Genomic DNA, 20,140 nt, shown 5'->3' on the forward strand with positions numbered 1-20,140 from the left:
ACCGCGGCCCCGCGGCCGATGGATCAGGCGGTGCTCAGTTCGCGCAGCGCGCAATCGTCGAGCCAGACCCCCAGCCCCTGGGCATTGAGCTCGAGATCGGTGCGCAAGAGGGCGAACATCTCGTCCTCCGGAAGCGGCCAGCCATGGCGCTCGGCCTCCTCGCGCACGATCTGCTCCAGCCCCGCGAGGATCTCGACGTGACGTGCGACCCCCTCGCCGCGCGCCGCCCTTGCCACCGCGATCTGCGTGTCGATCAGCCGGTGCAGGTCGGCCGCGAGCCGATCCACGCCGGTCACGCGGCTGTAGTGGGTCAGATACATCGCGTCCGGCCGATAGCTCACCAGCCGGTCGATCGACTCGTGCAGCGCATCCGGATCGAACTGCGTCGGCGTCGTCGTCGGGTACACCGAAGGCCGGCCGTCGACGTCGAACTCGCGATACGACAGGCCGAAGGTGTCACCGGTGAAGAAGGCGCGCGCGGTCTCGTCCCAGATGCAGATGTGGTGCTTCGCGTGCCCGGGCGTGTGCAGGATGCGCAGCCTGCGCGTGCCCAGCTCGAGCACCATGTCCTCCTCGGTCGCGACGATGCGCTCGGCCGCGACCGGCGCCAGGCGGCCGTACAGCGCGAAGGCGCGCTCGGCGCCATACACGGCGGAGGTGCCTTCCCACAGCTTCGCCGGATCGGCCATGTGGCGCACGCCGCGCGGATGGACGACGAGCTTCGCGTTCGGGAACGCGCACATCAGGCTGCCGGCGCCGCCGGCGTGATCGAGGTGGATGTGCGTCAGGATCACCCACTGCACGCGCTCGGGCACGATCCCCGCAGCGGCCAGCGCCGCCAGCACGCGCGGCGCCGAGGCATTGGTGCCGGTGTCCACGACGGCGGCACGCCCCTCGTGGATGATCAGGTGAATGGCCGCAAGGCCGGGGTGGCAGTAGCCGGAGTCCACCGCGAGAATGCCATCGGGGTGGGCCGTGAGGTGTTGCACGATTGTCTTCCTCCAACGCCAGCGGATCGTTTTGTGTAATTGTATCCCTCGCCCGCGGACAATTCCCGCCGGGAATTCCCCAACCTGCCCATCCGGCCACCAAGGAGCCGCAACCATGAGCCCCGCGTCATTCGATTTCGACCACGTCCCCGACCGCAGCGCCGTCCCCGGCGAGAAATGGGGCCGTTACGCCGGACGCGACGTGCTGCCGCTGTGGGTCGCGGACATGGACTTCCCCGCACCGCCGCCGGTCATCGACGCGATCCGCGCACGCATCGACCACCGCGTGTTCGGCTACACGGACCCCTGGCCCGGTCTGTCGGACGCGGTCATCGACGGCATCGCCCGCGACCACGGCTGGCACATCGAGGCAGAGTGGATCGTGTGGCTGCCGGGCGTCGTCACCGGCTTCAACCTCGCGTGCCGAGCGACCGGCGAAGCGGGCGACGAAGTGTTCACCGCGACGCCCGTGTACCCGCCCTTCCTCACCGCCCCCGCCAACAGCGACCGGCGCCTGGTGACGCGAGCGCTGAAACTCGGCCACGGCCGCTGGGGATGGGACCGCGAGGAGGTCGAGCATGCCATCACCGCCCGCACGCGCCTGCTGATGCTGTGCAACCCGCACAATCCGGTCGGCCGCGTGTTCGACCGCGACGAGCTCGAATGGCTCGCGGGCCTCGCCGAGCGGCACGACCTGGTGATCTGCTCGGACGAGATCCACTGCGGCCTCGTCCTCGACCCGGCCACGCCGCACATCCCGATCGCCGCGCTCGACGAAGCGACCGCCCGCCGCACGATCACGCTGATGGCGCCGTCCAAGACCTGGAACATCCCCGCGCTCTACTGCGCGCTCGCGATCATCCCCGACCCTGCGCTGCGTCGACGATTCCGCCACGAGATGCGCGGCGTCGTCCCGCACAACAACCTGCTCGGCCTCGTCGCCGCCGAGGCCGCCTACCGCGACGGGGGCCCGTGGCGCGCGGCCCTGCTCGACTACCTGCGCGGCAACCTCGACCTCGTGATGGACGCCGTCGCTGCGATGCCCGGCCTCGCCACGACGCGGCCCGAAGCGACCTACCTTGCATGGATCGACTGCCGTGGCGCCGGGCTCGATAACCCCATGCGCTTCTTCGAGGATGCCGGCGTGGGGCTATCCGACGGCGCCCCCTTCGGCATGCCCGGCTTCGTGCGCCTTAACTTCGGCTGCCCGCGCGCGCTGCTCGAGGAAGCGCTGCAGCGCATGCTGCGCGCGCTGCACGCCCGCCACGCGGCCCGGGCCTAGCCGCGCCGCTCAACCCGCGCGCACCCGCCCGATGTCGCGCTCCAGCCCGTACAGCTTCACCTTCTGGTACAGCGTGCTCTTCGCGATGGCGAGCTCGCGTGCAGCACGCGTGAGGTTGCCGTGGGTAGCGGCGATCGCGCGGCGGATGAGCTCCGCCTCGCCTTCCGCGATGCTGCCGACCGGCGCGTTCGTCGCGAGTGCGCCAAGCGCGGTCGCGACCGGCGCGCTGACCGGGGAGTCGGCCATGCCGAGGAGTTCCGGCGGCAAGGCGTCGATGCCGACGCACTCGCTGTCGCTCATCAGCAGCACGCTCTCGACGACGTTCCTCAGTTCGCGCACGTTGCCCGGCCAGCTGTAGCTCTCGAGCCGGGCGAGCAGCTCCTCGTCGAGACGGCGTAGTCCGAGCTCGTGCTGCTTCGAGAAGCGTTCGACGAAGTGCCGGGCGAGCTCGCGCACGTCGCCGACGCGATCGCGCAGCGGCGGGATGCGCACCGAGGTCACCGCGACGCGGTAGAAGAAATCCATGCGGAAGCGGCCATCGGCGACTTCCTTGCGCAGGTCGCGGTGGGTCGCGGCGATGAGGCGGAAGCTGACCTTGCGCGGCACGTTTTCGCCCAGGCGGTAGATCTCGCTCTGCTCGAGCACGCGTAACAGGTGCGGCTGCAGGTCGAGCGGCATCTCGCCGATCTCGTCGAGGAACAGCGTGCCGCCGTTGGCGGCCTCGATCTTGCCGACCATTCCGCCGCGCCGCGCGCCGGTGAAGGCGCCGTCGACATAGCCGAAGAGTTCGCTGGCGAGGAGTTCGCGCGACAGGCCGCCGCAGTTCAGCGCGACGTAGGGACCGTCGCGGAAGGGGCTGGCCTTGTGCAGTCCCTGGGCGAACTCTTCCTTGCCGACGCCCGTCTCGCCCAGCAGCAGCACCGGCACCTTGGAGCGCGCGAGTTGGTCGGCCTTGCGCACGGCCTCGCGCAGCGCCGGGTCGCGGGTGATGATGGAGGTGAAGCCGGAGGGCATGTCGTTCGCCGCCACCGCCGGCTCGCTGACGAGGCGACGTGCGCCTTCCCCGGAGATCGCGCGCCCGATGCGGGGCAGGGGCAACACGAGCAGGGTGCCCAGGCGCTGCCCTTGAGCGCCGTATACCGGTTCGAGCCATTCGGGCCGCAGCCAGGCGGGCAGCGCCGGCGTGCGCACGAGTTCGCCGTTGTCGCCGATCGCCAGTGCGGTGACACGGCGCGGCGCGGAGAGGTCGAGGTCGGCGCCGAGCGAGGTCATCGCCGCCTGGGCGATCTCGTTGGCGCGCACCGGGTATCCCCGGCGGTCGAACAGCACGAGGCCGTCGGTGCCGTTGGACCAGCGCTGCAGCGAGGCTTCGAGGAGGTAGTAGCGCCGCTCCATCTCGCGCATCGCGATCTTGTTCTCGATGCGGCTTGCAGTCGTCACGACCAGCGCGAGGCTCTGGCGGCTGTAGCTCTCGGACAGGCCCGAGACGTCGACGACGCCGATGATCTCGCCGTCGTGCGGGTGGCGGATCACGGTGGCCGAACAGGTCCAGCGCTTGATGCCGGCGCAGTAATGCTCCGCCGAGTGGATCTGCACCGGCTCGCCCACAGCGAGCGCCGTGCCGATCGCGTTCGTGCCGCAGATGCGTTCGCTCCAGGAGACGCCCGGCAACAGATGGATGCTCTCTGCGGTCCCGATGGTCGGGTTGTCGCCCTCCATCGTCAGGATCGTGCAGCTCGTGTCGGCGAGCGCCATCACGGTGCCGGTTTCCGCGAGAAAATCGCGCGCACAGGCCATGATCGGGGCGCTGGCCTGCAGCAGTTCGCCGTGATGCTCCTTCATCGACTCCAGCATCGACTCGTCGACCGGAGGCGGCGCGCTGCGTTTGTCGGGATCGACGTTTTGCTCCTGGCAGCGCTGCCACGAACGGTCGACGAGCGCGCGCAATGAGTCGGACGGACGGCTTTCGCCGTCGAGAAAGCGTTCCCACGCCGCCATCACGGCGGCGTCGCTACCCGGGTCGGAAAACATCTGCCCTTCGGGCACCCGTGTCATCAAGTCTCTCCTCCTGTTGCGCCGATCGCTGCGAGCCGCGTCATGCGCGGCCGTTTGGACAAGTCCTGTAGGTTCTGCAGGCGACAGCGCGTTGTGTGTGTTTTGTGGTACGTGGAATCTCCGGCAAATACGCGTGCAAGGTGGTGCTCGCGTTTAACAAGAATAGCAAAGGAGGTGCCAGAAACAGGATTTGCTTAAATTGTTTTTTCACCTGCCGCGCGGAATGCAGGTGCGGGCGAAATGCCCCGATCCCGGCCGGGGGCGACTGCCCCGCCCGGCCGCAGTCGTCTTGCTCCGACCGTACGATTTCCGGACGCTTGCGTCCGGACGGCGTTCGAATATCGTACGGTCGGCCGGACGGTTCAGCCGGCTACCGGTTCGCCCGACTCGATCGGCGCGCCGGTGCAGGCCAGCACCTCCTCGACGTCCACCCCCGGGGCGGTCTCGACGAGGCGTAGGCCCTTCGGCGTGACGTCGAGCACGCACAGATCGGTGATGATGCGGTTGACGACGCCGACGCCGGTGAGCGGCAGCTCGCAGCGCCGCAGGATCTTGGGCGCGCCGTCCTTGCTGCAGTGCTCCATCATCACGATCACGCGGCGCACGCCGGCGACGAGGTCCATCGCGCCGCCCATGCCCTTCACGAGCTTGCCGGGGATCATCCAGTTCGCGAGGTCGCCGTGCTCGCTGACCTGCATCGCGCCGAGGATCGCGAGGTCGATGTGACCGCCGCGGATCATCGCGAAGGAGTCCGCGCTGCTGAAGATGCTGCTGCCGGCGAGCGTCGTGACGGTCTGCTTGCCGGCGTTGATAAGGTCGGCGTCGACCTCGTTCTCTGTCGGGAAGGGGCCGATGCCGAGCAGGCCGTTCTCCGATTGCAGCCACACGTCCATGCCCGGCGGAATGTGGTTCGCGACCAGGGTGGGCATGCCGATGCCGAGGTTCACATAGAAGCCGCTGCGCAGTTCCTGCGCGGCGCGGCGCGCCATGTCATTGCGTGTCCAGGCCATGATTCACTCCTGCCGGGTGGTGCGTTGTTCGATGTGCTTCGCCGGGCGCGGATTGACGACGATGCGCTGGACGAAGACGCCGGGGGTGTGGATGTGGTCGGGGTCGAGGGTGCCGGTGTCGACCAGTTCCTCGACCTCGGCGACCGTGATGCGCCCGGCCGTCGCGACGACCGGATTGAAGTTGCGCGCCGTCTTGCGATAGACCAGGTTGCCCGCGCGATCGGCCTTCCACGCCTTCACTAGGGCGATGTCGGCGGTGAGCGAGCGCTCCAGCAGGTAACGCTTGCCGTCGATGTCGCGTTCCTCCTTGCCTTCCGCGACGAGCGTGCCGACGCCGGTGCGGGTGTAGAAGGCCGGGATGCCGGCACCACCCGCGCGCAGCTTCTCGGCGAGCGTGCCCTGCGGCGTGAGCTCCACCTCGAGCTCGCCGGAGAGCAGCTGACGCTCGAACTCGGCGTTCTCGCCGACGTAGGACGCGACCATCTTGCGGATCTGGCGCGTCGCGAGCAGCAGACCAAGGCCGACGCCGTCGACGCCGGCGTTGTTGCTGATGACCGTCAGGTCCTTCGCCTTCGAGTCGCGCAGGCCGTGGATCAGCATCTCTGGGATGCCGCACAGGCCGAAGCCGCCGACGGCGACGGTCTGTCCGTCCTGCACGACGTCGGCCAGGGCGGTGGCCGCGTCCGTAAATACCTTGCTCATGATTTCCTCCTCTTGATGTTCATGTCTCATGCCTGCACTGCATCGGCGGCCTCGCGCACGGCGCGTCCAAGCGCCCCCACTGCGTCGATCGCGCCCGGGTTCTCGATCGACGAAAGGTCGCCGAGCCCCGTGCCGAGGTAGGCGCCGCGCATCACGCGCCGCACCGTCTTGCCGTTGCGCGTCTTGGGAATCGCGACGACGCGGTGCACCCGCGCCGGGCGCAGCGGCTTGCCGAGCTGGCGTCCGACATGCTCGACGAGTTCGGCCTCGAGGTCCGGCCAGGGGCGCGCGGCCTCCGCGGCGCCGTCCGCGAGCGTGACGAAACACACCACAGCCTCGCCCTTGATCTCGTCGGGCACGCCGATCGCGACGGCCTCGACGACGAGCGGGTGCGACACCAGCGCGGATTCGAAGTCCGCGGGGCCGACGCGCTTGCCGGCGACCTTGATGGTGTCGTCGCTGCGCCCGTGCACGAACCAGTGCCCCTCCTCATCCACGCGCGCCCAGTCGCCATGCACCCACACGTCCGGCCACACCGACCAGTACGCCTCGCGATAGCGCGCGGGGTCGCGCCAGAAGCCGTTGGTCATGCCCGGCCACGGTGCGCGGATGGCGAGTTCGCCGACGCTGCCGCGCAAGGAACGACCGTCCGCATCCATCACGTCGGCCGCCACGCCCGGGATCGGTCCGTTGAACGAACCCGGTTTTTGCGGCAGGCCGGGGAAGCAGGCGAGGATGCCGCCCCCGATCTCGGTGCCGCCCGAGTAATTGATGATGGGGCGGCGCGAGCGGCCGACCTGCTCGTACAGCCACAGCCACGGCGCCTCGTTCCACGCCTCGCCGGTCGAGCCGAACACCCGCAGGCGCTCGATCGCGGCCGGCTCCGGTACGCTGCCCTCGTTCGCCATCAGCAGGCGCACGAGTGTCGGCGACAGGCCGAAGTGCGTGACGCCATGGCGTTCGACCACCTGCCACAGGCGGCCCGCGTCGGGGTAGTCGGGCGTGCCTTCATAGAACACGAGGGTCGCGCCGAGCATCAGGCCGCCATAGACCATCCACGGCCCCATCAGCCAGCCCATGTCGGTGACCCACATCAGCGTGTCGTCGGCCCGCAGGTCGAAAGCCATCATCAGGTCCTGCGCGGCCTTCACCGGAAATCCGGCGTGCGTGTGCACGACACCTTTGGGCTTGCCCGTCGTGCCGGAGGTGTAGATCAGCATCAGCGTCTGGTCGGCGGGGAAGGCCGTCAGCGGGCAGGTCGACACCGACACGGGCAGGCGGCGGTAGTCGAACTCGATACAGTCGTCCGTCCCCTCCCCCTCCTGCGCGCGGAGCCCCGTACCGAGGCGGTCGACGATCACGAGGTGGCGCAGCGACGGGCACTCGCGCACCGCCGCGCGGGCGTCGGCCAGCATGTCGACGCGCTTGCCGCGGCGGTAGTAGCCGTTCGCACACACCAGAAGGCGCGCGTCGCAGTCCTGCACGCGCTGTGCGACCGAGTCGGCGCCATAGCCGGAAAAGAACGGGATGAAGATCGCGCCGATGCGGGTCGCCGCGAGCATCATCACGGCCGCTTCGGGAATCATCGGCAGGTAAAGCGCGATGCGGTCGCCCTCGCCCACTCCGAGCGCACGCAGGCCCGCCGCGACGCGCTCGACCTCGGCCGCGAGCTCGGCATAGCTGATCGTGCGCAGTTCGCCACGGTCGCCCTCCCAGCGGATCGCGATCTTGGTCGGCGTCGCGCGCGCATGCTTGCCGACGAGGTTGTCGACGAGGTCCAACCGCCCGCCGACGAACCATTTGGGCCACATGACGCCGCCTGAAAGGTCGAGCGTCTGCCGGTAAGGCCTCACCCAGCGCAGATCGATCGCGTCGAGCACCTGGTCCCAGAAGCGTCGAGGGTCCCGGGCGGCGCGCTCGCGCAACGCGTCGAGGTCGCGGTCGCCGTGGCGCGCGATGAACTGCGCCAGCTGCGTCGTGCGCCATTCGCAGCCTGTGGCCTGGTATGTCTGCATGTCGAAGTGCTCCCTTGTCCTGATCGCCACCACCCGCTTCGCCGGCGCCGCCCCCGCGAGAAAAATGTCCGCCCCGAAATTGGGCTGGGGCGGACCAAGGGGGAGACTGCGGTACCGGCGCGGGCGGCGGAAGGCGGCCTCAGCGGCTGCCAGCCCCGGTCGCGACCTCCTCCAGCACGTTCAGCGACACGTCGGTGTCCTTCACGCCTTTCGGGTTGGATTTCATGTTGGACGACCAGTTGGTCGCGTGGCCGCGCTTGACGTCGATGATGTGGCCGACGACCGGCATCACCGCCTTGTAGCCGTCGTCGCCCACGTCCGGCCGGTTCTGGAAGATGAACATCTTCCAGAACTCACCCTTGCGATCGAGCGCGTAGCCCAGGTACGGCCGCGGGAAGTCCACCTCGATGTACGCGACCTTCTTGCTGTACGGATGCTCGGCGGGCGGCGTGCCTTCGACGACGTACACCTCGCGCGGCTCCCATTCGACGTCCTTCGCCGGATTGGCGAACGGCGGCTCGGCCATGTTGATGCGCGGGAAGCGCTTCTGCGGCTCGCTCCACGGTTGCGCAGTGTCGACGCTAACCTCCGGGCTGTGCGCAATCGCGAGCACCCAGCGCTTCTCCACGAGCTTGTTCTGGGTGTACTTGGTCGGCCACGCGTCCCAGATGTCCCAGTCGTCGTAGAGCTGGTCGGTGCCGCCGATCGGGTCCATCCACGCGCCGCCGGAGAGGCGCCGCGTGCGCCGCACCGACTTCAGGTAGGCATAGGAGTCGTCCGGCTTGGCCGAGTCGGGCTGGTTGTAGCGCACCGAGAAGGTGCCCAGGCCGCGGATGTCCTGCGGGTAATGCGCGACGAAGTAGGTCTTCTGCGAGATGTCGCCGTCGCCGACCGAGACCGGCCCGCCGTCGAGCCGCCCTTCCATGTAGTAGCGCCGCGACTGGAAGGCCTGCACGCGCTCGTAACCCTTCTTCGCGTCGAGGAACACCCAGGCGATGTCACGCAGGTCCATCGTCGCGCCGTAGGTCGCGGCGCGCAGGTTCCAGATCACCTTGTCGCCCGCGTTCGGGTCGTCCATCTTGATTGTTTCCGGCGGGAAGGGCATGCCGGCCTTCCAGCCGGTGATCGTGCGGTCGGCCGGATTGAACTTGACCTCCTTCGACCACTTCTTCGTCGCCTCGACGTACTTCGGGTCCATCTCGATCTTCTTCGAGTGCGCGATCTTGATGGTGAGCCCGTAGTTCGTGATCATCCACTCGAGCTTCTCCGGGATCATGCTGGCTATGGTCTTGCCCTCGAAGGTGTCCTCCTTGACGCTCGCGAGGTTGTCCTTCGTGATGATGAAGCCGGGCTCGAGCACCTTGGCGTTCGCGCCCGCTGCGGCGAACAGCGCCGTGAGGGCGAGGCCGGTGCCTGCCGCGAGTTGCCGCACCGAGGGACGGACGGCACAGGTGAAATTTTTCTGCATGGTGGGTCTCCTCTCTTTTTTCAGAACTGCCGGGTCAAGCGGAAAACGAGCTGGCTGGCGTTGTCGAAGTAGCCGAAGAGCTGCGAACGCTCGCCACTGAACTGGACCTTGTTGGAACGGTTGCCGGTCCAGAAGATGTCCGCCTCGATGCGCGCGAGCCATTCGTCGTTGAGCGTCAGCGACACGCTGGGGATCGCGAAACCGCCGCCGTGGCTGAGGTCGAAGCCGATCGCGAAGCCCGGGTTGATCGTGTCGTTGCGGTAGTTCAGCGTCGTGAACGCGGTCAGGATGGTGTTGTGCTCGGTGAGCGGCGTGCCGTACGCGAACAGGCGCACGAGGTCGTCCGACTCCTTGAAGTTCAGCACCTGCGTGTCGAACAGCTGGATCGACGAGAACGAGGGCCGCGAGGTGCCGAAAACGCCCTGCAGGTCGAGGTCCTTGTCGATGCGCAGCATCGTCGTCAGCGTGTCCTTCAACTTCACGCCGCCCAGGCCGATGCCGACATTTCCGGGCACCGTCGGGTTGAGGAAGGCGCCCGTGCCGATGTTGTAGGGCTGATCCTTGGTGTAGGCCATCTCCGCGCTGAGCACGGCATCCAGCGTGGCGCTGTAGCCGCTCACGGTCATCCCGTAGACGTCGATCTGCGGGTGGATCCGGTCGAACACCGCCCCTTCCGGCGCCTTCTTGTACGGCCTGAAGGCGGAGTTCGCGACCGGGTCGGCCGAGAAGGTCGTGAGCCAGGCGAAGGAGTAGCTGAGGCCGAGGGCCTCGCCCGACCAGCGCACGCCGCCGGTGACGTCGCGGTAGTCGCCTGCCGGGTGGTCACAGTCCTTGTCGGTGACCGCGGTGAGGTCGAAGCCGCGGTAGGGCTGGAAGAACCAGCGTCCGCCCTGGATATCGTAGGTGTTGCCGATGTCCTGGCAGCGGTCGACGCCGGGGCGGATGTAGGCGGCCAGCATGCCGTCGGCCTCGGGCACGCGGATCTTGGTCGAGATCAGCGTCAGCGGCTTCCTCCATTCCTCGTTCTCGCCCTCGAAGAACAGACGCCACGACAGGTCGTAGCCATGCACGAGGTCCATCGCATGGAAAAAGTCCGACTCGCCCCACACCAGCTGCTGCTTGCCGGCCTTCACGGTGACGCGCTCGCCGAGCGGGATCTCGGCCCAGAACTCGCGCACCTCGCCGCGGTTGTAGTTGTCGAGGATGCTGCTCGCGTGGCCGCCGCGGTTGGTGCCGTTGGTTTCGCGCAGGCGCTCCAGGTCGTCGAGATAGTCGGTCTTGTACTCGCGGTCGACGCGGCCGATCGCCTTCCACTTGATCGGCCCGGTCTTGGCGTCCGCGTCGAGCAGCAGCGAACCGCGCACCATCGACAGCTTGCCCTTGCTCTTCTCGCCGATCGCCTTCAGCTCCGGCTGGTCCTCCAGGTTCACCGACACCCAGCCGCGCGCGTAGCCGGACAGGTTGAAACTGAAGTCGTCGGCAGCCCAGGACTTCATCGTGCCCTCGCCACCGGGCAGCGCCGCGAGCTCGTAATTCGTGCTCGCATCGGCGCCCCGGGCGGGGCCGCCCGCCAGCCCGGCGAGGGCCGCGGCCACCGCCAGCGCCGACGCCCTGATCTTTGTTACTCCCTTGCTCCTCATCTCCTCGCTCCTTGTCGTTTTGTCACTGCTCTGAAGGGGTCATGGACGGACGCGGCGGGGATCCCGTCGCGTCCGCGGGGGTGGATCAGCCGACCAGCACGGGTTCGGCCTGCTCGATGGGACGGCGCTTGCTGCCGACGATGAATTCCGGACGGAACACATAGACGAGGGCCGGCATGATGAAGAGCGCACTGAAGGCCGAGATGAACAGCCACAACGCGATCAGCACGCCCATGTCGGCCTGCAGGCGCAGCGACGAGAAGTGCCACAGCACGACGCTGGTGATGAGCGTCATCGCCGTGATCAGCACGCCCTTGCCGGGGCCCATCAGCGCATTGACGATCGCGCGCTCGACGTTGTGCGCGCGGTGCAGGTTCTCGCGGATGCCATCGACGATGTAGAAGGTGTAATCGACGCCCAGCCCGATGCCGAGCGCGACCACCGGCAGCGTGTTGATGTTCATGCCGATGCCCTGCCACGCCATGTAGCTGAAGGTGATCGTGTTCGACAGCAGCACGGGGATCATGAAGAACACCCCGGCTACCGTGGAGCGGTAGGTGATCGTGCAGCACACCACCAGCACCAGCAGCGCCAGCGCGATGGCTTCGATCTGCCCGGCGAGAATCACCTCGTTCACCGCCGCCAGCACGCCGACCAGCCCGCCCGCCAGCAGATACTCCGCGCCCTTCACCGGATGCTCGGCGACGTAGTCGCGCACCCGCGCCACCGCGGTGCGGATCGTCTCGCCCTGGTGGTCGCGGAAGAACAGCGTCACCGCCCCGTTCTTCGCGTCGGCATCGGCGTAGCGGTCCATGTCGCCCGGGTCCGAGCCGGACACGAACATGTACATCAGCTCGGCGTTTTCCTCTGCACTCTTGCCGAGCTCCTGGTACATCGGATTGCCCTCGCGCAGCACGCGGTTCACCTGCGGCAGGATGTCCGCGAGCGAGATGCTGCCGCCGACCTCCGGCTGGGCCTCCATGTACTTCTGGAAGCGCGTCATGCTCGACAGCACCTCGGGTTCGCGCAGCGCCCCCGGCTCCTTGCCGGCGACGACGACGAACATGCGGTCGGAGCCCTGGAACTGGCGGTTGATCTCGGCCGCGTCGCGGTTGTAGTCCGATTCGGGCCACAGGATCGGCGAGCCGGGGTTGGCGTCGCCCACCTTCAGGTTGAAGGCGTACAGCCCCGACACGACGAACACCGCAGCGGCCATGCCGAGCACCGCGTAGCGCCAGCGCGTCGTCACGATCGCCGAGCAGATCCCGAGGATGCGCATCAGCAGCGGGTTGATGTTCACCGGGTGGATGAAGCGCTGGCGCGAGCCGAACCACGACAGCATCACCGGCGTGAGGACCAGCGCGCTTACGGCGATCGTGAGCACCCACACCGTACCGATGAAGGAGATCTTCTGCAGCAGCGGGATCGGCGTGAGCGCAACGACCAGCACGCAGCCGGCATCGGCCACGATCGCGAGCATGCTGGGCTTGAACAGGTTGCGTGCGCTGGCCCGTGCGGCGGCCGCGGCGCTCGGCGTGCCCTGCCGTGTCTCGTCGTCGAAGCGCGCGATGAGCTGCACCGAGTTCGAGATCGCCTGCGCGGTGATGAGGAAGGCCACGACGACGACCAGCGGGTCGAGGTGGAAGCCCATCAGGCGCGCGGCACCCAGCGCCCAGATCGCGCTCACCAGCCCCGCCAGCAAGGGCAGCACGGTGCCGTGCCAGGTGCGCGTGATCAGGCACAGCAGCACGACCAGCGCGGCGACGGCGGCGAAGAAGATCGTCAGCGTCTCCTGCAGGTAGTGGTTCACCCAGCCGTAGAGCACCGGCTCGCCGACGATGCGCACCTTCACGCCGTCGCCCTCGGCCTCGCCGACGAGTTTCATCAGCTGGTTGAAGGCGCGCGTGTAGTCCATGTTGCCGTCGCTGAAGTCCAGCGTCACGAGCGTCGCCTTCAGGTCTGTCGACACGTAAGGGCCGTACACCAGCGGGTTGTTGAGCACCGCCGCCTTCAGCGCCGCGAGCTCTCCAGCGCCTTGCGGCAGGTCGGGCCACATCAGGGGCCGCGACTCGACCCCTTCGGTCGATGCGCGCACCTCCTTGATCTTCTTCGAGGCCAGCGAAATGATCTGGTAGGTATCGACGCCCTCGACCTGCTGCAGGTCGACCGTGAGCTTCTGCACCTTGCCGAGCACCACCGGATCGAAGATGTCGCCCTGCTCCACCTCGAGCATGATGCTGACCATGTTCGAGCCGCCGAAGGTCTTGCTGAAGCGCTGGTTCACCTCCACGTACGGATGGTTGCGCGGGAGCAGATCGCTGAAGATCGTCTTCACCTCGATCTGGCTCGCCTGCCAGCCCATCGCCAAGGTAACCACGGCGACCGCGGCGACGACCAGCGCGCGGAAGCGGATGAGGAAGGCGAAGGCCGCGTCGACCTTGCCGAAAGTCGTGTTCTTCATCCCCGTGCCCTCACATGCGCTTGTGGCCGGCGACGCTCAGCGCGCCGTCGTCGAGCACGGCGAGATTGCTGCCGGCAAGGAAATAGCGAGAGCCGGCGCGCGCGACCTGCGTGCGCCACGACACGTCGCCTTCGGCCACGCGCCCGAGCTGCCACTGCGCCGCACCGGCGTCGGCGCTGGCCATCACGCCCTTGTCACCGACCGCCAGCCAGCGGCCGTCGTCCCACACCACGCTGTAGAGATGCTCCCGGGTCAGCGCGGGCACTTGCTGCCAGCTCGCGCCGCCATCGGAAGTGACGAGGAGCGTGCCGGCGAGCCCCACCGCCACGCCGTTGTCCGCGTCGCGGAAGGCCACGCTCATCAGGCTGACCTTGTTCGCCATCTCGACCGCCTGCCAGCTCGCGCCGCCGTCGGAGCTCTTCATCAGTGCACCGAACTCGCCGACCACCCAGCCGGCGTCGCCGACGAAGGCCACATCGTTCCAGGCGCGGTCCTCCTCGGGCAGCACGCGCTTCCAGGTCGCACCGCGGTCGTCGGAGCGCAGCAAGGCGCCGTATTCGCCGACTGCCCACGCCGCGCCGTTGGCAAGGCGCACGCGGAAGAACTTGTTGGGATTGCCGCTCGACGGAACCTCGGCACGGGTCCAGGTCGCGCCGGCGTCATGGGTGACGAGCACGATGCCGTCATTGCCGACCGCGACGGCGTCCTGCGCGTCCCACGCGGCGATGCCCTGGAGGTTCGCATCGATGCCCGACGGCTGGCGTGTCCAGGAGTGGCCGCCGTCCTCGCTGCGCACGATCTTGCCGCCCGCGCCTACGGCCCACACCACCCGCTCGTCGGGAGCGGCCACGCCGTAGAAGCTGTCGCGCCGTTCGATCGCCGGCGGCTCGACCTTCTGCACGACCGCCTCGGCCTTCACGAACAGCCCGGCGTACAGCAGGCCGCCGACGATCACCAGCGGCGCGGACGACGTCATCAACGTGACGACGCCACGGGCGCCGCCTCCATATTTCCTCAATCGACGCAGCATCACTCTCTCCTCCACGCCGTGGCCCGGCGCGTGACTTTCGTTTTTTTGCGTAGCCGAGTCCCTGCAGGGCTCGCGCTCCGCATGGGTGTCGGGTAATTCGGGAAGATGTCGGGGCCAGCCTGGCCCCGGGGTGCCCCGGCCGGCGCCTCCGTCATGGAGGCACCGGCCCGCAGGCGCCGGGCCTACCGCCCGGCAGTGACGGCTCAGGCCGCTTTTTCAGGGACGGGCAGACCCACCCATTCCTTGTAGAACGCCTCGATGTCCGGCTCGAAGTCGTGGATCACCGGGTACCACGGGGTCGGCGCCTCGACGTCGTGCATCGTGCCGCAGGCCGGGCAGTAGTACTCCCGATACACCTGCCACTGCGTATCCGGCGCCATCAGCTTGGGATACACCTCGGTCATCGCCTCCTCGGTGTCGCGCACGTAGATCGCCGCGTTCAGCTTCCAGTTCTCGCGGTAATCGCCGAAGTCGTGGCCGCAGTCGCACATCGTGACCCACTGCTTGGTCTTCGCGTCCTGCACGATGTAGAGGTGGGGCCCCAGCGGCAGCACGATCTTGTGGGGGAACGAGACCTTGGCCTGCAGCGCCTTCAGGTACTGCTCGAAGCGGCTGTTGTCCTTGGGCATCGACAGCATGCGGAAAGTGGTTTCCCAGTCGAGCGAGCCCTCAACGAGGTGTGCGACCTGTTCATTGGTATAGGTAGACATTTTCCAACTCCTCGATTCGGTGATTACTCTTCGACCTGGACGACGGTCGTGACGTCGGGCAGCAGGGACAGGTCCATGCGGTGCTTGGAACCGTAGGTCGGCACGTTGAGCTCGGTCTCCGTCAGCTGCCAGTCGGCCGGCAGGTTCCAGAAAGCCTTGAACTCGTTCGTGAATTTCTCGGACAGCGCGAAGCTCGTCGCGAACATGTGCTGCACCTGCACCGCCGCATGCTTATTGACGATGCGTTCGCGCTCTTCCTTCATCCATTCGCGGGTCGGCAGCGCGCGCGCCAGACGCTCCTTGCGGATTTCGGCACGCCGGGCCTGCGTTTTCGCCGGATCCACCGTGAACACGCCCTTCGCGTCCTGCGTGAAGACCGCGCCATAGACCTTCTGCGCGTACTCCGGCAGCAGGAACTTCTGGTTCAGGTCGTTCTCGATCGCCTTCGGCTCGCGATCGATCGGATCCCCGAAGCCGGGCCCGCCGCGCAGGTAGTTCAGGTACAGGTCGTGGTTGTCGTAGCAGTCCTCGGTGGTCATGCACTGCTTGTCACGCTTGACCACGGCCGTCGCGTCGATGTGGCGCTCATAGTCCGGACGCGTCGGGTCGAGGTCGCCGCCCAGCGGCAGCGAGTCGCCGATCGCGATGCGCTGCTCCAGCCCCGTCTTGTGCGCCTCGAAGCGGTAGCCGGTCGCCGACGGGTAGCCGCCCATCATCCCCCAGTCGCTGTTCATGAAGCCGTTGCCCATGAAGAACATCGTCCAGTCCTGGGCGTTCCACACCATGCGCAGCGTCTCGAAGCCGCAGCCGCCGCGGTACTTGCCGTAGCCGCCGGAGTTGGCCTTCACGTTGCGGCCCAGATACAGGAGCGGCTCGGCCATCTCCCAGATCTCGATGTCGCCCATGTCGCCTTCCGGGTTCCAGATCGCCGCGGCGTGGTTCAGGCCGTCCTTCACCGCGCAGGCGCCGGTGCCGCAGCTCGAGGCCTCGAAGCTATTCACCGCGTGGATCTCGCCGTCCTGGTTGATGCCGCCACCCTGCAGCCAGTTGGAGGTGTTGGCGTTGCCGGCGTTGACCTCTTCCAGATAGCCGCGGCTGAAGTAGGACTGCGAGAGGCCGCGCCACAGTGCCGCCCAGCCAGAGACCAGGAAGTGCCAGGCATAGGCGTGGCCGGTGCGGCGGTCGTCCGGGTTGCACCACGTGCCCTTGGGCAGGCGGAACTCGGTCGCGTAGTAGGCGCCGTCGTTGATGCGCTGGGTCGGCACCAGGGTCTGGCACATCATCACCCAGATGCCCGACGTGAAGGCGACCTGGTGGGCGTTGAAGGTATGCCAGCCCCAGCGGCTCGCGCCCTCGAAGTCCAGCCTCCACTTGCCGTCCGGCTTGATCGTCATCTCGCACGGCGAGTGCATGATCGAGTCGAGCTTGGCGAAGGCGTTCGACACCTGCACGTCCTCGTGCTTGTACGGCACATCGACGAAGGACACCTTGCGGTACTTGCCCGGGAGCGTCATCGCCTTGATGCGGCTCATCAGGCCGCGGCGGCCCTCCTCGATGACCTCGAAGGCGAACTTCTCGTAGGCCTCGATGCCGTCGGCGCGGATCACCTCCTCGACCAGCTCGCGGATCATGTGGCAGCCGGCGATGCGGGTCTTCTCGTCGAGGATCCAGTACTTCGGCGTGCGCACCGAGCGCTGCGACTCGTGCAGCCAGTCGCGCAGCGGCTCGTCGTTGATGCCCGTCTTGCGGCAGGTGATCATGTAGCCGTCGCCGAAGCGCTGGGTCTGGCCGGTGGACATCGAGCCCGGCGTCACCGCGCCGGTGTCGATCACGTGCGTCACGCCGCCGACCCAGCCGATCAGCCGCCCTTCCCAGAAGATCGGCACGATCGTCGCGATGTCGCACGGGTGCACGTTGCCGATCGCGCAGTCGTTGGTCGTGAACATGTCACCGGGATTGATGCCGGGATTGCCTTCCCAGTTGTTCTCGATCATGTACTTGATCGCCGCGCCCATCGTGCCGACGTGGATGATGATGCCGGTCGAAGTCAGCACGCAGTCGCCCGCGGCGTTGTACAGCGTGAAGCACAGCTCGCCTTCCTGCTCGACGATCGGGCTCGCGGCGATCTTCTTCGCGGTTTCGCGGGCATGCACGAGGCCGCCGCGCAGCTTGGAGAACAGCTTCTCGTAGCCGATCGGGTCGCTGTCGCGGAATTCGAGTTTCTCCTGGCCGTTGTAGTAGCCGCTGGCCTTGGTGCGCTCGATGATCCCGTCGCGGAACTGCTTCAGCGTCTGGCCGTTCTTCAGCAGGTCGGCGAAGCCGAGTTCCTTGTTTGTCATCATGTTCATGGCGGTCTCCTCGATTACTTCACTTCTTTGAGATGGAACAGGCGGTGCTTGTCGACCGTCGTCTCGAAGCCGTCGGGCACCACGAAGGTCGTCGCGTCCGATTCGATGATCGCGGGCCCGACGATGTGGTTGCCGGCCTTGAGCGCTTCCATCTTCCACAGCGCGGCCTCGACCCAGCGCTTGTGGCGGTAGAACGGACGGGTGCCCAGATAGGCTTCCTTCGGCGGGTTCGGCCCGCAGTCCGGGTCTTCCGGCAGTACCGGCTTCTGCGTCACCACCATGCCGCGCAGGATCGCGCCGGTGATCGAGAAGCCCAGCTCCGGCGAGCGCGCCGAATTGGCATAGACGCGACCGTAGGTGTTCTCGAAGGCCTCGATGATCTGGTTCCAGTCCGCCGCCGTCGCCGCGGAGGACACCGGCGAGACGATCTCGAGGTCGTTCAGCTGGCCCATGTACTGCATCTTGTAGCCGGGGATCAGCAGCACGTCTTCCGGCTTGTAGCCATTGATCACGAACTCGTCGATGACCTTGACCGCCAGTTCTTCCCACGCATCCTGCAGGCTCGCGCAGGCCGCCGCCTTGTCCGCATCGCTCGCAAACTGGGCCACGCCGAGGTCGACCGACTTGTCGTAGCGATACTCGAAGTCCGCGCACGCGCAACCGAAGGCCGAGAATCCCGCTGCCCAGGCCGGCACGACGACGTCCTTGAAGCCCACCCCTTCGGTGTAGCCGTAGGTGTGCACCGGGCCCGCACCGCCGTACGAGAAGCACGTGAACTCGGCCGGGTTGTAACCCTTCGCACTGATGTTCGCGCGCAGGTACTCGGACAGCGTCAGGTCCAGCAGCTCGATCACGCCCGCCGCCGCATCCTCGACCGAGAGCCCCAGCGGATCGGCGATCTGCGCCTTGATGTGGTCGCGCGCGCGCTGCACATCCAGCTTGATCGCGCCGCCGAGGAAGTTCTCGGGGTTCAGGTAACCCAGTACGACGTGGCAGTCGGACACCGACACCGTGTCCAGCCCGCTCTCCGGCCAGCAGGTGCCGACGCGGTAGCCGGCGCTGTCGGGCCCCAGCTTGATCGACTTGCTGTACGGGTCGAGACGCACGAAGCTGCCCGCCCCCGCGCCCACCGAGTCCATCGCCACCAGCGGCAGCGACAGCACCAGGCGCGCCATGTCCGGGTCCGACTTGATCGCGAAGCTGCCCTTGGTGATCAGCGCGACGTCGAACGAGGTGCCGCCGATGTCGGAGCACGCGATGTTCTCGTCACCCAGGCACTCGCCCAGGAGCTTCGAGCCGATCACGCCGCCGATGGGGCCCGACACGATGGTGCGCGCCAACTCTTTCGCCTTCCACGAGATCGTGCCGCCGTGCGTCGCCATCACACGCAGGTCGAACTTCGCACCATGCTTCTTGAAGCGGTCGCTGACCTTCTTCAGCGTCTGGCGCGACGGTTCGGCGCCGTAGGCCTCGAGGATGGTGGTGTTCATGCGGTGGCTTTCCTTGCGGGACGGGTAGTAATCCACCGACGCGAACACCGGAATGTCGACCTTCAGCTTCTTCAGTTCATCGCGGACCAGATCGCGCGCGCGCTGCTCGCTCACCTCGTTCTTGTGCGACTGCAGCAGGCAGATCACGATCGCCTGCGAGCCAGCCTCGACCAGCTCGCGCGTCGCCTGGCGCACCTCGTCCTCGCGCAGCGGGATCACGACCTTGCCCTGCACATCGGTACGCTCGGTCACGCCGCGGGTGCGTGAAACGGGCACCAGCGGCTCGTCGTAACGGTGGGTGTTGAGATGGATGCGGTCCTCGAGCGCGTAGCCGAGGTAGCTTTGCAGCGCGCGGCCCATCGAGTGGATCTGCTCGAAACCCTTGTTGCAGATCAGGCCAACGTCGAGCCCCTTGCGCATGAGGATGCGGTTGAGCATCGCGGTGCCCGAATAAACGCAGGTCACGAGCTCCGGATAGACGTCGTCGACCTCGCGCCCCCAGTGGGCCAGCGCGTCCTGCGACGAATTGAAGATCGCCAGCGATTCGTCCCCGGGGTTGCTCTGAGCCTTGCCGACGACGAAACGACCGTCGGCGCGCACGAAGAAGGTATCGGTCATCGTGCCGCCGGCATCGATGCCCATCACCTGTACCTGTGATGCTGCCTGTTGGACTTCCATGTTTGTCTCCATCATCTCCTGGATTGTCGAGTCGCCGATGCTGCCGGCCCCCGCAGTACCCATTGCAGCGGCCGTGCCAATTCCCGCCCGCTGCAACGCAGCAGCGCGACGTGCGCGAAAATGGAGGAGAAACGCCACACGCCTCCTGCACCGCAACAACAAGCGGGATGCGAGACGTACGACCAGAAAATGGATGACCGTACGGAAGTCGGACGGACGCACCGGTCACCGCTCGGTGCGTCCGGACGATGCGTAGCGGGGG

Annotated in this window: 13 protein-coding genes; 1 reads left to right on the plus strand and 12 read right to left on the minus strand. The window is 67.3% G+C overall.

Going from position 1 to position 20,140, the window contains the following annotated elements; genetic code table 11:
• Positions 1-23: 23 nt before the first annotated feature.
• Positions 24-989: an MBL fold metallo-hydrolase gene (locus tag U5817_RS22140; protein WP_169127136.1), complete on the minus strand. Its 966-nt coding sequence runs from the start codon at positions 987-989 to the stop codon at positions 24-26.
• A gap of 115 nt (positions 990-1,104) precedes the next feature.
• Here U5817_RS22140 and U5817_RS22145 point away from each other — a divergent pair, with 115 nt between their 5' ends.
• On the plus strand, positions 1,105-2,271 hold the full coding sequence (locus U5817_RS22145; protein WP_407278847.1) for a MalY/PatB family protein: 1,167 nt from the start codon (positions 1,105-1,107) through the stop codon (positions 2,269-2,271).
• Between the two features lie 9 nt (positions 2,272-2,280).
• Here the strand turns inward: U5817_RS22145 and U5817_RS22150 are convergent, their stop codons facing one another.
• The 11 genes from U5817_RS22150 to U5817_RS22200 form a co-directional block, all read right to left on the minus strand.
• Complete coding sequence (locus U5817_RS22150; RefSeq protein WP_407278848.1) at positions 2,281-4,326, minus strand: sigma-54-dependent Fis family transcriptional regulator; 2,046 nt, start codon at positions 4,324-4,326, stop codon at positions 2,281-2,283.
• Positions 4,327-4,688: 362 nt separating this feature from the next.
• A complete protein-coding gene (locus tag U5817_RS22155) occupies positions 4,689-5,336 on the minus strand; it encodes a CoA transferase subunit B (RefSeq protein ID WP_407278849.1) in 648 nt (215 codons plus the stop codon).
• 3 nt (positions 5,337-5,339) lie between these two features.
• Complete coding sequence (locus U5817_RS22160; RefSeq protein ID WP_407278850.1) at positions 5,340-6,038, minus strand: CoA transferase subunit A; 699 nt, start codon at positions 6,036-6,038, stop codon at positions 5,340-5,342.
• A gap of 26 nt (positions 6,039-6,064) precedes the next feature.
• Positions 6,065-8,053, minus strand: coding sequence for an AMP-binding protein (locus U5817_RS22165; RefSeq protein ID WP_407278851.1), 1,989 nt, complete (start codon positions 8,051-8,053; stop codon positions 6,065-6,067).
• Positions 8,054-8,192: 139 nt separating this feature from the next.
• On the minus strand, positions 8,193-9,521 hold the full coding sequence (locus U5817_RS22170) for a DUF1329 domain-containing protein (protein WP_407278852.1): 1,329 nt from the start codon (positions 9,519-9,521) through the stop codon (positions 8,193-8,195).
• Between the two features lie 20 nt (positions 9,522-9,541).
• Positions 9,542-11,161 carry a DUF1302 family protein gene (locus tag U5817_RS22175; protein WP_211167015.1) on the minus strand — a complete coding sequence of 540 codons (1,620 nt, stop codon included), beginning with the start codon at positions 11,159-11,161 and terminating at the stop codon, positions 9,542-9,544.
• An 85-nt stretch (positions 11,162-11,246) separates the two neighbouring features.
• Entirely contained in the window at positions 11,247-13,622 is a 2,376-nt protein-coding gene (locus U5817_RS22180; protein ID WP_407278853.1) for an efflux RND transporter permease subunit, read from the minus strand.
• A gap of 10 nt (positions 13,623-13,632) precedes the next feature.
• The gene (locus U5817_RS22185; RefSeq protein WP_407278855.1) at positions 13,633-14,652 is read right to left on the minus strand and encodes a WD40/YVTN/BNR-like repeat-containing protein; all 1,020 of its coding nucleotides are present in this window, start codon (positions 14,650-14,652) and stop codon (positions 13,633-13,635) included.
• 203 nt (positions 14,653-14,855) lie between these two features.
• Entirely contained in the window at positions 14,856-15,362 is a 507-nt protein-coding gene (locus U5817_RS22190) for an acetone carboxylase subunit gamma (protein ID WP_407278856.1), read from the minus strand.
• 23 nt (positions 15,363-15,385) lie between these two features.
• Positions 15,386-17,710, minus strand: coding sequence for a hydantoinase B/oxoprolinase family protein (locus U5817_RS22195; RefSeq protein WP_407278857.1), 2,325 nt, complete (start codon positions 17,708-17,710; stop codon positions 15,386-15,388).
• A gap of 14 nt (positions 17,711-17,724) precedes the next feature.
• Complete coding sequence (locus U5817_RS22200; protein WP_407278858.1) at positions 17,725-19,878, minus strand: hydantoinase/oxoprolinase family protein; 2,154 nt, start codon at positions 19,876-19,878, stop codon at positions 17,725-17,727.
• Positions 19,879-20,140 lie beyond the last annotated feature (262 nt).

This window comes from Aromatoleum evansii (genome assembly GCF_045689615.1).
Lineage (GTDB): Bacteria > Pseudomonadota > Gammaproteobacteria > Burkholderiales > Rhodocyclaceae > Aromatoleum > Aromatoleum evansii.